This window comes from Pseudomonas sp. CFBP 8771 (assembly GCF_014841695.1).
In the GTDB taxonomy this organism is placed as follows: domain Bacteria; phylum Pseudomonadota; class Gammaproteobacteria; order Pseudomonadales; family Pseudomonadaceae; genus Aquipseudomonas; species Aquipseudomonas baltica.
Map to the genome: position 1 here is coordinate 226,200 of NZ_JACYUJ010000004.1, position 13,572 is coordinate 239,771.

A 13,572-nucleotide genomic window follows, 5' to 3' on the forward strand; every position below is an offset into this window, starting at 1 on the left:
ACTGCGCCAGTCAGCCTCGACACCATTGCGAGGGGTCGGTCGGCTTGCCTTGCTGGCGTATTGCAAAATACAGCGCTGGCGTGCTCTGCCCGCCGCTGGTACCTACAGTGGCGATGGCATCACCGGGCTTGACCACATCACCGGCCGATTTGAGCAGGGTCTGGTTGTGCCCGTACAGGGTGAGGTAGCCATTGCCATGGTCGAGAATGACCAGAAGCCCGGCGCCGCGCAACCAGTCGGCGAACACCACGCGGCCACCGTGCACCGCATGCACCTGGCTGCCGGCCGAGGCACTGATCATGACCCCGTCCCATTTGGTGCGGACATCGTCGCCGCGGGTTTCCCCGAAACGTGCCAACAGTCGACCATCGACAGGCCATGGAAGTTTTCCCCGCGCCGAAGCAAATGCACCACCGAAGCTTTCGCCGCTGCTCGACACCAGCGGGCCACTCGGTGCGCGAGGGGCCTGTGGTGCGGGTGCTGGCGCTTCTCGGGTGGCGGCCGCCTGCGCTTCGCGCTGCCGACGTTTTTCAGCCTCCTGGGCGGCCAGCAGGGCCTTCTGCCGCGCTTCCTCGGCTTCGCGAGCCTGGCGTGCCAGGGTTTCCTCGATGGTCTTGAGCACCTTGGCCAGGTCTTCCTGGTCCTGCTGACGCGTCTGCAGCTTCTGGTCGCCTTGCTTGTACTGATCGTTGAGCTTGGCCAAGGCGACCTGACGCTCCTTGCGCACCTTGTCGAGGTCTTCGCGCTGGCTGTCCAGATTGCCTTGCTGCACCAGCAACTGCGCCTGCTGCAGATTGATGTCCTTTTCCACACCCGCCAGCTTGTGCAAGGTCTGGTTGAAGTTCTTCAGCTGTTCCAGGCGCGCCTGGCTCAGATAATCGTAATAAGTCAGGGTGCGGGCGAACTTCTCCGGATTCTGCTGATTGAGCAGCAGTTTCAGGTATTCCTGGCGCCCGCTCTGATAGGCCGCGCGGGCCTGGATGGCAATGAGACGTTGCTGTTCGACCCGGGCGGCCTGGAGCTTGGCTTTCTCGCCTTGCAGACGCTCCAGTTCGCCCTCAGTCTTTTTTAGTTCTTTCTGCAGGGCCTCCACCTGCTTTTCCAGCTTGCCCATCTCGGTTTCAGTGGTGCGCAGCTCTTTCTGCACCCCGGAGCGTTCCGCCTGCAGCTTGCCAAGGGTTTTCTGCAGCTCGGCGATGTCCTTGCGGGTGGCGTCGATCTGCTGCTGGGTTTGCGCGCGCTCGTCGGCGAAGGCCGGGCCGAGCAGGCATGTCAGGGTCAGGAACATCAGGACGCGGAGCATGGGTCAGCCTTGTACCAGGATCGAGGTGCCGGTCATCTCTTCGGGCTTGGGCAGGCCCATGAGCCAGAGCATGGTGGGCGCCACGTCGGCCAATACGCCGCCTGCGCGTACCTTGACGTCACGCTGGCCGACGTAGATGAACGGCACCGGCTCGGTGGTGTGCGCGGTATGCGCCTGGCCGGTGCAGACGTCTTCCATCTGCTCGCAGTTGCCGTGGTCGGCGGTGATCAACGCTTCGCCGCCGACCTTGTCGAGTGCCGCAGCGATGCGACCCACGCACGTGTCCAGGCACTCGACCGCCTTGATGGCTGCAGCCATGATGCCGCTGTGGCCGACCATGTCGCCGTTGGCGTAGTTGACCACGATGACGTCATAGCGCTGCTGCTCGATGGCTTCGACGATGCGGTCGGTCACTTCCGGCGCGCTCATCTCGGGCTGCAGGTCGTAGGTCGCCACCTTGGGCGAGGGCACCAGGATGCGTTCTTCGCCAGGGAACTCTTCTTCACGGCCACCGGAGAAGAAGAACGTCACGTGGGCGTACTTTTCGGTTTCGGCGATGCGCAGCTGGGTCTTGCCGTTCTTGGCCAGGTATTCGCCCAGCACGTTGGTCAGGCCGGTGGCAGCAAAGGCCGCCGGTGCCGGGATCTTTGCCGAATACTGGGTCAGGCCCACGTAGCCGGCCAGTTTGGGCTGGCGATTGCGCGGGAAATCGTGGAAATCGTCTTCGACGAATACGCGGCTGAGCTCGCGCGCACGGTCGGCGCGGAAATTCATGAAGATCATGGCATCGCCATCTTCGACGCGAACCGGCTCGCCGACCGTGGTGGCCTTGACGAATTCGTCGCTCTCGCCGCGCTCGTAGGCGGCCTGCAGGCCTTGCACGGCAGTGGCCGCGTGGAATTCGGAGGCAGCATCGACGATCAGGTTGTAGGCCGCGCTGACGCGCTCCCAGCGGTTGTCGCGATCCATGGCGAAGTAGCGGCCGATCAGGCTGGCGGTGCGCCCACGGCCAAGGCGGGCGAACGTGGCATCCATCAGTTCCAGCGAGGCCTGGGCGCTCTTGGGCGGAGTGTCGCGGCCGTCGAGGAAGGCGTGCAGGTAGATCTTCTGCGCACCGCGCCCGGCGGCCAGTTCGGCCATGGCCACCAGGTGATCCTGGTGGCTGTGCACGCCACCGTCCGACAGCAGGCCCATGAAGTGCACCGCCTTGCCGGCGGCCACGGCCTTGTCCACGGCTGCGCAGATAGTGGGGTTGGTGAAGAACTCGCCGTCGCGGATGGCTTTGGTCACGCGAGTGAAATCCTGGTACACCACACGCCCGGCCCCCAGGTTCATGTGGCCGACTTCCGAATTGCCCATTTGCCCGTCGGGCAGCCCGACATCCATGCCCGACCCCGAGATCAAGCCATTGGGCTGGCGTGCCATGAGGGCATCGAGCACCGGCTTGCGAGCCGAATAGACCGCGTTGTACTCGTGGTTTTCACTGTGACCGAAACCATCGAGGATGATCAGGACCAAGGGTTTGGGCGTGGCTGTCATGGATCCCACTCGCTATGTCAGAAGAGCATTCAGGAGAAGCCCGGCATTTTAGGGCATTGCGGGCCTGCGTGACGAATCATGGCGGTTTATTTCACCGCGGGTGCAAGAACAACAAGCACAGACCCGCAATCAGGCCGAGCGGTTCCGTCCGGCGGGCTTTGGCCGGACTTGGCGGCTGTGTATACTGGCCGACATTTTAACGCCCTGGAACCCGCTGATGGTCGCTCACCTGATTGAATTCGCCACAAATCACTATCTGCTCGTGACCGCGTTCGTGGTCCTGCTGGTCATGCTGATCATGCTGGAAATGAGCAAGGGCGCCAAAAGCCTCAGCCCCCGCGAGCTGACTGCGCTGGTCAACAGCGACCAAGGCGTGGTCGTGGATATCCGCAACAAGAAGGACTACGCCGCGGGCCACATCGTCGGCGCGCTGAGCATTCCCCAGGACAAGCTGGCCAGCCGCGTCGGCGAGCTGGAAAAATACAAGGGCAAGACCCTGATCGTGGTCGATGCCATCGGCCAGCACGCCGGCACTGCCTGCGCCGAGCTGGTCAAGGCCGGCCACACCGCCGCCAAGCTGGCCGGTGGCGTCTCGAGCTGGCGTGCCGACAACCTGCCAGTGGTGAAGTGACATGAAGCCGATCCTCGTCTACTCCAGCGACTATTGCCCGTATTGCTCGCGGGCCAAGTACCTGCTGGAAAGCAAGAAGGCGCCGTTCACCGAGATCAAGGTCGACGGCAAGCCCGAGCTGCGCCGCGAGATGGCGGCCAAGGCTGGCCGTACGTCGGTGCCCCAGATCTGGATCGGCGAGCTGCACGTCGGCGGCTGCGACGACCTGTTCGCCCTCGAGCGTGCCGGCAAGCTGGACGCGTTGCTGGGGGCCTGATCGGTCCCCTTACCCCCACACCTCTGAAGATCACAAGGATCTGCGATGACCGACCAAGCGAACAATGGCGCTGCTGCCGCCGAAAACGAACCGCAGTTCTCGCTGCAGCGCATCTACGTGCGTGACCTGTCGTTCGAGGCGCCGAAAAGCCCGGCGATCTTCCGCCAGCAGTGGGAACCCAGCGTTTCCCTGGACCTGAACACTCGTCAGAAAGGCCTGGAAGGGGACTTCCACGAGGTCGTGCTGACCCTGTCGGTCACGGTCAAGAACGGTGAAGAAGTCGCGTTCATCGCCGAAGTGCAACAGGCCGGCATCTTCCTGATCAAGGGCCTGGACGAGGGTTCGATGAGCCACACCCTGGGTGCGTTCTGCCCCAACATCCTGTTCCCGTATGCCCGCGAGACCCTGGACAGCCTGGTGACCCGCGGCTCGTTCCCGGCGCTGATGCTGGCTCCGGTGAACTTCGACATGCTCTATGCCCAGGAACTGCAGCGCATGCAGGAATCGGGCGAAGCGCCTGCGCCTCAGTAAGCGTTGGCTTGCAGTGAACAAAAAGCGCCTTTCGGGGCGCTTTTTCGTAGGTGCGTGGTGCCCATTTCGCAAGCCCTCTGCCCGCTAAGAGGCCCTCAAGCCCTACTCGAACCCCAGTTGCCGCCAAGCCTCATACACCGCCACTGCCACCGTATTGGACAGATTCAAACTGCGGCAGCCTTCGCGCATCGGCAGGCGCAGCTTGTGCTGGCTGTCCAGCGCGTCCAGCACCTCGGCGGGCAGCCCGCGGCTTTCCGGGCCGAACAGGAAGGCATCGCCCTTCTGGAAGCTGGCATCATGAAAAGGTCGCGAGCCCTTCGTGGTGAAGGCGAAAACCCGTGGCTGCCCCAGGCTTTCCAGGCAACTGGCCAGGTCGGCGTGGCGCTGCAGGGTGGCGTACTCATGGTAATCGAGGCCGGCGCGGCGTAGGCGCTTGTCGTCCAGCTCGAAGCCGATCGGCTCGATGAGGTGCAAGGCGCAGCCGCTGTTGGCGCACAGCCTGATAATGTTGCCCGTATTGGGCGGAATCTCTGGTTGAAAAAGGATCACGTGAAACATGCGCGGCACCGAACTGAAGGACGGGCAGCATTCTACTCCTGATCCGAGCGAGCGTTCGCAACTGTGGCCACGGGTGTTGGGCTCGCTGGCGATCATTGGCTTGCTGGTCGGACTGATGATCGGCCGCCTGGCAAATCCCGAGCCTGCCCGCTTGGACAACATCGAAGTGCACCGCGACCAGTTGGTGCTGTGGTTCAACGATGAGCCGCGGTTGCATGGCGAGGTGGTGGAAGGAACGGTGGCGATGCTGTTCGACGCCACCGGCGCTCCGGCCAGCGGGCGGTTGCTGGTGGGCGGCAAGCCGGTGACCTGGCGCATTCAGCGCAGTGATCAGGGGTTGTTGTTGACGGTGGTGGCAGCGCGTCCGTTGCAGATGCAATGGCGCGCGGTGCAGCTCGATGGACGCTGGCAAACCACCGTCGAGCTGCGCGAGCAATAAAAGAGGGGACCCCAGCCTGCCTGTACCGGGGCCCCCCAAGCGGGGTTGAAATACCAGGCCTTGCAGCCGGGCGTTTCGATGTAAAGAAGGGGAGTCCCGGCCTGCCTGTACCAAGGTCCCCAAAACAGTTGTGCGGTATTCCAGCCTTGGCTGGAGTCGCGGTGTAAAGAGGGAATCCCCGGCCTGCCTGTACCGAGGTTCCCGAAACTGGGTAATGGTTAGTACATTGCAGCGTGCGTGCCAGTTTTGTTGCAGAAGCTTTCTGAACGCCAAAAACGTTTTGTCTTGGAATCTATCTGATTGGAATGTAAGGGAAAATTATTTTTATCGGATAACAGTCTTTTAGCTCATTGAAACGGACGAGGTTTTATCCGAGCAATAAGCGATGTTCGCTAGCGCATCGTGTGGGTGCACTGCACAAGGCGAATGCACGAAAGCGGAGAGTTTCTTCAAACCCCCTGTAGCAGCGGCGCAAGCCGCGTCGGCGGTACGTGCGGTGCATCAGACCCAGCGCGGTGAGGCCGGACGCGGCTTGCGCCGCTGCTACAGAGATCGGGTATGCCGTGGGGTTGTGTGCTGGGCATCTGACGTACCGCTGTAGCAGCGGCGCAAGCCGCGTCGGCGGTATGTGCGGTGCGTCTGCCCCAGCGCGGTGAGGGCGGACGCGGCTTGCGCCGCTGCTACAGGGATCGGGTATGCCGTGGGGGTGTGTGCTGGGCATCTGACGTACCGCTGTAGCAGCGGCGCAAGCCGCGTCGGCGGTATGTGCGGTGCGTCTGCCCCAGCGCGGTGAGGCCGGACGCGGCTGGCGCCGCTGCTACAGGGATCGGGTATGCCGGTGGCGGTGTGCGGGACCTCAGGCTTCTTCGACTTCGTCTTCGTCGGCGCCGTCGACCTTCATGCCCAGCTCCTTGATCTTGCGCGTCAGGGTATTGCGACCCCAGCCCAGCAGCACGGCCGCATCACGACGTCGCCCGGCGGTGTGCTTCAGGGCGGTCTCGATCATGATCCGCTCGAAGCTGGGCACGGCGCTGTCGAGCAGGCTCGATTGCCCGCGTGCCAAGGCCTGGTCGGCCCATTGGCGCAACGCCTGCTCCCAGTTGGTCACCGGTGCCGCGTCCTGCGGCAGGCTCAGCAGCTCGGGCGGCAAGTCGCCGGTGTGCACTTCGCGGCCCGAGGCCATCACCGTGATCCAGCGGCAGGTGTTCTCCAGCTGACGCACGTTGCCAGGCCACGGCAAGTTCTTCAGGTAGTCCTCGGTCTCGCTCTTGAGCAGCTTGGGCTCGACCGCGAGTTCCTGGGCCGCGCGGCTGAGAAAATGTCGCGCCAGGGTCGGGATGTCTTCGCGACGGTCCGACAGACGCGGAATGTGGATGCGAATCACATTGAGGCGATGGAACAAGTCCTCGCGGAACTTGCCGGCGTGCACCAGGGTTTCCAGATTCTGGTGGGTGGCGGCAATGATGCGCACGTCGACCTTGACCGGTATGTGCCCACCGACGCGGTAGAACTCGCCATCGGCCAGCACGCGCAGCAGGCGCGTCTGGGTGTCGGCCGGCATGTCGCCGATTTCGTCGAGGAACAGTGTGCCGCCGTCGGCCTGTTCGAAGCGGCCTCGGCGCAGGTTGGCAGCGCCGGTGAAGGCGCCTTTTTCATGGCCGAACAGCTCCGACTCCATCAGGTCCTTGGGAATCGCCGCCATGTTCAGCGCAATGAACGGCGACGCGGCCCGCGGGCTGTGCCGATGCAGGGCGTGGGCGACCAGCTCCTTGCCGGTGCCCGACTCGCCATTGATCAACACGGTGATGTTGGAGTGGCTGAGGCGGCCGATGGCGCGGAAGACTTCCTGCATGGCCGGTGCTTCGCCGATGATCTCGGGCGTGCGGGTCAGTGCCGGTACTTCGGTCAGGCCTTGCTGTTCCTGGGCGTGCTGGTTGGCACGCTTGACCAGCGACACTGCCTCGTCGACGTCGAACGGCTTGGGCAGGTACTCGAACGCGCCGCCCTGGTAGGAAGCGACCGCGCTGTCCAGGTCCGAGTGCGCGGTCATGATGATCACCGGCAGGCGCGGATGCTGTTCGCGAATGCGCGCCAACAGGTCCAGGCCGCTGGCCCCGGGCATGCGGATGTCGGAGATGATCACGTCGGGCTGCTGGCGTGCCAGTCGGCTCATGACACCATCGGCGCTGTCGAAGCTCTGGGTGGTCATGCCTTCTTGCTGCAGGGCCTTTTCCAGTACCCAGCGGATGGAACGGTCGTCATCGACGATCCAGACAGTTTCACTACGGCTCATGACGAAGCGGCTCCTTGTTCCAGCGGCAGGAAGATCGAAAAGGTGGTGTGGCCGGGGTGGCTTTCACACTCGATCAAGCCCTGGTGCTGACTGATGATGTTCTGGGTAATGGCCAACCCCAGGCCGGTGCCGTCGGGACGGCCACTGACCATGGGGTAGAAGATGGTTTCCTGCAGTTGCGCAGGAATGCCCGGACCGTTGTCGGTGATCTCGATCTTGCTGACCAGGCGATGCCGCACATGGCCGATGGTGAACTGGCGCATGGCGCGGGTGCGCAGGCTGATGCGTCCCAGGCGTAGCTCGTTCTGGCCGCTGATCGCCTGCATGGCATTGCGCACGATATTGAGCACGGCCTGGATCATCTGCTCGCGGTCGATCAATACATCCGGAATGCTCGGGTCGTAGTCGCGCACCAGAGTGATGCAGCCCTGGCTTTCGGCCTCGACCAGGTTGGCCACGCGCTCCAGCACCTCGTGGATATTGGTCATGGCCAGCAAAGGCAGCTTGTTCGAACCGAGCATGCGGTCGACCAGATTACGCAGGCGGTCGGCTTCCTCGATGATGACGTTGGTGTAGTCCTTGAGGCTTTCCTCGGGCAGCTCGCGCGCCAGCAATTGAGCCGCGCCACGGATGCCACCCAGCGGATTCTTGATCTCGTGGGCCAGGCCGCGCACCAGCATCTTGGTGGTCTCCTGCTTGGACAGCTGGGCCTCTTCCTTGGTGATGCGCAGCAGACGATCGCGCGGATGCACTTCGAGCAGCAGCCAGGTGGCGCCGTTGCTGAGGATCGGCGTCACCGCGTAGTCGACCGTCAGCGTCTGCCCGGCCAGCGCGGTCAGCATCGCTTCGCGCTTGGTGAAGGGGTGAGCCTGTTCGACTGCCTGGCGCAGGGAGTTGAGGGCTTCGGTGGATTCGGTGAACAACTCGCTGATGAACTGACCATGGCTGCGTTGGCCACTGATCGCCAGCAGCATCTCGGCTGCGGGGTTCATGTACTCAAGGCGCAGGTCGGCATTGAGCAGAATGGTGGCAGTGGTGAGGTTGTCGAGTAACAGTCGGTGCAGGGCATCGCTGATGGTCATGGGGACAGGTGACCTCTTTTGGCACAGGGCGCCCGTGGCAGCGCCCGGGTTCGCGCGCGAAACAAACTCGCTGGTGCAGGGAAAATGCAAGAACCAAACCAAGGCTCCGAAAAGAAGCGCGGATCCTGCAAATGGGTACCATTAGTGCTTCGCAGCTGGGGATCTTCGGTCCGTCAAATGCCGCGGCGACCCAAAATGGCACGGCATGCCTGGCAATGACCAGCATAGCGCACCAAAAAAGTGCGGTCAGGTATATATCGTTTTCGGCTGTCGCTGCTCAGTCGTCTTCCGGCTTGTCCTTGAGTGGACATTCCGGGCGTACACCGTAGTCGGAAATTCGGCAGGGGTGAACCCGGCGTTTCTGGATCAGCGAGATGCGCTGCAGGTGAACCGGCTGGGCTGGCGTGCGCTCGATCACATGGTCGTCCTGATCGATGATCTCGGCGGCCAGGGTATGGGTGCCGCGGTCGACGTTGCTCAGGGCGAACACCGGACTGCGCCCCGGCGCCTGTGCCACTTCGCCGTCGAGCAACAGGCGGTAGCGATGGTTGGGCTGCAAGGCCGGCTCACTGGTCAGGGTCACGATCAGTGAACCGTCTTCCTCGCGCACGGCGGTGTCCGGCAGGGGCCCGAGGATGCGCAGCATCTGATAACGCGTCGCCGCGGTTCTGTTCGGCACTGGCACCTTGCTGGTGCGCGGCGGCATCACGGTAGCCGGGGCGGTGGGCGTGGCGCGTGCAGGCATCGGCACCCGTTCGGCGCCCTTGCGCGGTTGGTCGGTAAAGACCCGGTTGCCATTGGCGTCGACGTAGGTGTACACCGCGGCATGGGCCGACGCGGCGATCACTACCAGCCAGAGCAGCGTCCAGCGCATCACGGCAGGTGAACCCGCTGGACCGTGAAGGTGACGGTGGCGCTCTGCTGGATCACCGTTTCGCGGGCGTCGATGACCTGTACCGCCAGGCCATGTTCGCCGCGATCGACATTCACCAGTTGCAGGCGCGGCACGTTGCTTGGCTGACCATAGGGTTCGCCGTCGAGTACCAGGCGCAGGCGATCGCCCGAACGCAGGCGTGGCACGATCGCCACGCCGACATCGAAGGTGCCGTTGTTGGCCCGCAGCGCTTCGTCGGTTGGCAGCCCGGTCAGTTCCAGCTGGCTGTACTGGGTCTGCGGCACCGCGACGGTGGTGCTCGGCAGGGTGGTCGGCGCTGGCTTGCGCAGCGACTCCACGCTGTTGAGCGGCGGCAACTCGACCGTTTGGCTGGCACGCCCCTGGGGCGGCTGGTTGCTGTAGGCCGTGTTGCCCTCGGCGTCGGTGTATTTGTAGATCTGCGCCACGGCGGGCAGCGCGCACAGCAGCAACAGGCAGGCTAGGGGTGAGCGCATGGAAACTTCTCTGAGTGGCGCTTGCATGGTGGCCAGCATAGAGCAATTGAGGGGGTGCGTGCAGCGTTGCCATGGTAGGCGCAGAACGAAAAAAGGCCACCCGAGGGTGGCCTTTCTGTCACATCACAGGGATCAGACGCTGTAGTACAGGTCGTATTCCAGTGGGTGTACGAAGGTGCGGACCTTGATTTCTTCTTCGCTCTTGAGGGCGATGAAGGCGTCGATGAAGTCATCGCTGAACACGCCGCCCTTGGTCAGGAACGCACGGCCCTTGTCCAGCTCTTCCAGGGCTTCCTTCAAGCTGCCGCAAACCTGCGGGATTTCCTTGGCCTCTTCGGGCGGCAGGTCGTACAGGTTCTTGTCGGCGGCATCGCCGGGGTGGATCTTGTTCTGGATGCCGTCCAGGCCAGCCATCAGCAAGGCCGCGAAAGCCAGGTACGGGTTGGCTGCCGGGTCCGGGAAGCGCGCTTCGATACGACGGCCTTTCGGGCTGTTGACGTAAGGAATACGGATGGAAGCCGAACGGTTGCGGGCCGAGTAGGCGAGCATGACCGGCGCTTCGAAACCTGGGACCAGACGCTTGTAGGAGTTGGTCGACGGGTTGGTGAAGCCGTTCAGCGCCTTGCCGTGCTTGATGATGCCGCCGATGAAGTACAGCGCGGTGTCGGACAGGCCGGCATAGCCTTCGCCAGCGAAGGTGTTCTTGCCATCCTTGGAGATCGACATGTGCACGTGCATGCCCGAGCCGTTGTCACCGTACAGTGGCTTGGGCATGAAGGTAGCGGTGCGGCCGTAGGCGTCGGCAACGTTGTGCACGACGTACTTCAGGGTCTGCACTTCGTCGGCCTTGGCGACCAGGGTGTTGAACTTGACACCGATTTCGTTCTGGCCGGCAGTCGCCACTTCGTGGTGGTGAACTTCGACGACCTGACCCATCTCTTCCAGTGCGTTGCACATGGCGGTACGGATCTCGTGGTCATGGTCGACCGGTGGCACTGGGAAGTAGCCGCCCTTGACGCCTGGACGGTGGCCCTTGTTGCCGCCTTCGACGTCCTGGTCGGTCATCCAGGAAGCCTGTTCCGAGAAGATCTTGAACATGGAGCCGGAAATGTCGGACTTGAACTTCACTTCGTCGAAGATGAAGAACTCAGGCTCCGGACCGACGAACACGGTGTCGCCGATACCGGTCGACTTCAGGTATTCCTCGGCGCGATGGGCGATGGCGCGTGGGTCGCGATCGTAGCCCTGCATGGTGGACGGTTCGATGATGTCGCAGACCAGGATCAGGGTCGGCTCTTCGGTGAACGGGTCCAGAACGGCAGTGCTGTCGTCCGGAAGCAGGATCATGTCGGAGGCTTCGATGCCTTTCCAGCCTTCGATGGAGGAACCGTCGAACATCTTGCCGACTTCGAAGAAGTCGTCATCCAGGGCATCGCGCGCTGGCATGGTCACGTGCTGCTGCTTGCCTTTGGTATCAGTGAAGCGCAGATCAATCCACTTGACGTCATGATCTTTGATGAGTTGAACCGACTTCGACATGTTGTCCTCCGGGGTGGAATGGGGCCGATTGTGAAAGGGGGCCCCTAAATATGTGTGATGCCGGGCCCGATAGTCGGCCAAGGCAACCTGCCTCACAAGGGAGCAATTTGCATGCCAGTGCCCCGTGATGGGCGCAACGCTGATTCTCACTATCCGCAGGTTCGAACCCATTCCCCTGTAGCAGCGGGGCAAGCCGCGTCACGCTTCGTCCCCGGCATTAATAGGTATGAGCGCGGGACGCGGCTTGCGCCGCTGCTACCGGAGGTGGCGTTGAATAGGGGTGCGCTGGTTTGGTGCGTGTCTGTTTTGAGTGGTCAATATTGGTGCGTTTGCCCGTTCGTACGATAACTGGTCAAACCTTGAGCAATTTCCGCTATAATCCGCGCCCCTCTTTTCAGGCTGGCATTTCGCGCGCTGTTTTCATGAAACTTATCGTAAAAGTCTTTCCAGAGATCACCATCAAGAGCCCGCCGGTGCGCAAGCGCTTCATCCGCCAGCTCGCCAAGAACATCCGCATGGTGCTCCGTGACCTGGACCCGCAGCTGATGGTCACTGGCGTGTGGGACAACCTTGAAGTCCAGACCAAGCTGACGGACGCCAAGGTGTTGCGCGAGATGACCGAACGCCTGAGCTGCACGCCAGGTATCGCGCATTTCCTGCAAGTGGACGAATACCCGCTGGGCGATATGGATGACATCGTGGCCAAGTGCAAGGCGCACTTCGGCCCGCTGCTGCCTGGGAAGATCTTTTCGGTACGCGCCAAGCGTGCCGGCAAGCATGCCTTCAGCTCGATGGATGTGGAACGCACCGTCGGCAGCCAATTGCGCCGCGAGTGTGGTGCTGCCGGCATCGACCTGAAAAAGCCCGACGTGGTGGTGCGCCTGGAAATCCGCGACCAGCGCCTGTTCGTCATCCATGACCAGCATGACGGCATGGGTGGCTACCCCTTGGGCGCGCTGGAACAGACGCTGGTGTTGATGTCGGGCGGTTTCGACTCCACCGTTGCCGCCTACCAGATCATGCGCCGTGGCCTGATGACCCACTTCTGCTTCTTCAACCTGGGCGGTCGCGCCCATGAGCTGGGGGTGATGGAAGTTGCCCACTTCCTCTGGAAGAAGTACGGCAGCTCCCAGCGCGTGCTGTTCATCAGCGTGCCGTTCGAAGAAGTGCTGGGCGAGATTCTCGGCAAGGTCGACAACAGCCATATGGGCGTGATCCTCAAGCGCATGATGCTGCGGGCCGCCACGCGCCTGGCCGACCAACTGAAGATTCCCGCGCTGGTCACCGGCGAAGCCATCTCGCAGGTGTCCAGCCAGACCCTGCCCAACCTGTCGGCGATCGACAGCGCGACCGACAAATTGGTACTGCGCCCGCTGCTGGCGAGCCACAAACAAGACATCATCGATCAAGCAGTTGAAATTGGGACTGCCGATTTTGCCAAACACATGCCAGAATATTGCGGCGTGATTTCGGTCAACCCGACCACCAGTGCAAAATTGCCGCGCGTCGTCCATGAAGAGAAGTCTTTCGACATGGCCGTTCTTGAGCGAGCGCTGGAACGCGCCAAGCTGGTGTCCATTGATGAAGTCATCGACCAGCTGGGCCGGGATATCGAGGTCGAAGAGGTCAGCGAGGCGCTGTCCGGACAAGTCGTCATCGATATCCGCCACCCCGATGCCCAGGAAGACCAGCCGCTGTCACTGGCCGGCATCGAGGTCAAGGCAATGCCTTTTTATGCCCTGAACAGCCGCTTCAAGGAACTGGATTTCACTCGCCAGTACTTGCTGTATTGCGACAGGGGCGTCATGAGCCGACTGCATGCTCACCATCTGTTGAGTGAGGGACATGCCAATGTGCGCGTTTATCGTCCGACATAGAGTCCCAGGGTTGAATGGTGGAAGTATCCGCCATCGCCCTCCCGACCCCCAGACAGCGTAGGAACTACTGCGCTAGGCAATGCTGCGTCAGAAACAGGCTCGGAATGCTCATTTACAACCAGTAAACTGTGCTTC

13 protein-coding genes are annotated in these 13,572 nt (G+C 62.4%); 5 read left to right on the plus strand and 8 right to left on the minus strand.

The window, feature by feature from the left end:
• Positions 1-10: 10 nt before the first annotated feature.
• Both IFT80_RS10910 and gpmI read right to left on the minus strand, forming a co-directional pair.
• Positions 11-1,303, minus strand: a complete 1,293-nt coding sequence (locus IFT80_RS10910) for a murein hydrolase activator EnvC family protein (protein ID WP_192137554.1) — start codon at positions 1,301-1,303, stop codon at positions 11-13.
• A 3-nt stretch (positions 1,304-1,306) separates the two neighbouring features.
• A complete protein-coding gene (gene gpmI / locus IFT80_RS10915) occupies positions 1,307-2,842 on the minus strand; it encodes a 2,3-bisphosphoglycerate-independent phosphoglycerate mutase (RefSeq protein WP_122480490.1) in 1,536 nt (511 codons plus the stop codon).
• A 217-nt stretch (positions 2,843-3,059) separates the two neighbouring features.
• Here gpmI and IFT80_RS10920 point away from each other — a divergent pair, with 217 nt between their 5' ends.
• Genes IFT80_RS10920 through secB form a run of 3 tightly spaced genes read left to right on the plus strand, consistent with a single transcriptional unit; the run spans position 3,060 to position 4,260 of the window.
• Entirely contained in the window at positions 3,060-3,473 is a 414-nt protein-coding gene (locus IFT80_RS10920) for a rhodanese-like domain-containing protein (protein ID WP_122480489.1), read from the plus strand.
• Position 3,474: 1 nt separating this feature from the next.
• A complete protein-coding gene (grxC, locus tag IFT80_RS10925) occupies positions 3,475-3,729 on the plus strand; it encodes a glutaredoxin 3 (protein WP_122480488.1) in 255 nt (84 codons plus the stop codon).
• Positions 3,730-3,774: 45 nt separating this feature from the next.
• Entirely contained in the window at positions 3,775-4,260 is a 486-nt protein-coding gene (gene secB / locus IFT80_RS10930) for a protein-export chaperone SecB (protein ID WP_122480487.1), read from the plus strand.
• Between the two features lie 102 nt (positions 4,261-4,362).
• Here secB and trmL read toward each other — a convergent pair whose 3' ends face one another.
• Positions 4,363-4,818 (minus strand): tRNA (uridine(34)/cytosine(34)/5-carboxymethylaminomethyluridine(34)-2'-O)-methyltransferase TrmL, encoded by a 456-nt coding sequence (trmL, locus tag IFT80_RS10935; protein ID WP_122480486.1) that lies wholly within the window; start codon positions 4,816-4,818, stop codon positions 4,363-4,365.
• Between trmL and IFT80_RS10940 the strand changes: the two genes are divergently transcribed.
• Complete coding sequence (locus IFT80_RS10940; protein WP_192137555.1) at positions 4,817-5,257, plus strand: hypothetical protein; 441 nt, start codon at positions 4,817-4,819, stop codon at positions 5,255-5,257. The two genes, trmL and IFT80_RS10940, sit on opposite strands and share 2 nt — an antisense overlap.
• An 856-nt stretch (positions 5,258-6,113) precedes the next feature.
• Here IFT80_RS10940 and ntrC read toward each other — a convergent pair.
• The 5 genes from ntrC to glnA form a co-directional block, all read right to left on the minus strand.
• On the minus strand, positions 6,114-7,550 hold the full coding sequence (gene ntrC / locus IFT80_RS10945; RefSeq protein ID WP_122480484.1) for a nitrogen regulation protein NR(I): 1,437 nt from the start codon (positions 7,548-7,550) through the stop codon (positions 6,114-6,116).
• Positions 7,547-8,632, minus strand: a complete 1,086-nt coding sequence (gene glnL, locus IFT80_RS10950) for a nitrogen regulation protein NR(II) (RefSeq protein ID WP_122480483.1) — start codon at positions 8,630-8,632, stop codon at positions 7,547-7,549. The genes ntrC and glnL overlap by 4 nt, the downstream gene beginning before the upstream one ends.
• A 277-nt stretch (positions 8,633-8,909) precedes the next feature.
• Positions 8,910-9,506 carry a DUF4124 domain-containing protein gene (locus tag IFT80_RS10955; protein ID WP_192137634.1) on the minus strand — a complete coding sequence of 199 codons (597 nt, stop codon included), beginning with the start codon at positions 9,504-9,506 and terminating at the stop codon, positions 8,910-8,912.
• Positions 9,506-10,021: a DUF4124 domain-containing protein gene (locus IFT80_RS10960; RefSeq protein ID WP_192137556.1), complete on the minus strand. Its 516-nt coding sequence runs from the start codon at positions 10,019-10,021 to the stop codon at positions 9,506-9,508. Before IFT80_RS10960 ends, IFT80_RS10955 begins: the two co-directional genes overlap by 1 nt.
• 132 nt (positions 10,022-10,153) lie before the next feature.
• Positions 10,154-11,560 carry a glutamate--ammonia ligase gene (glnA, locus tag IFT80_RS10965; protein WP_122480480.1) on the minus strand — a complete coding sequence of 469 codons (1,407 nt, stop codon included), beginning with the start codon at positions 11,558-11,560 and terminating at the stop codon, positions 10,154-10,156.
• A 422-nt stretch (positions 11,561-11,982) separates the two neighbouring features.
• Between glnA and thiI the strand changes: the two genes are divergently transcribed.
• Entirely contained in the window at positions 11,983-13,437 is a 1,455-nt protein-coding gene (gene thiI, locus IFT80_RS10970; RefSeq protein ID WP_192055847.1) for a tRNA uracil 4-sulfurtransferase ThiI, read from the plus strand.
• Positions 13,438-13,572 lie beyond the last annotated feature (135 nt).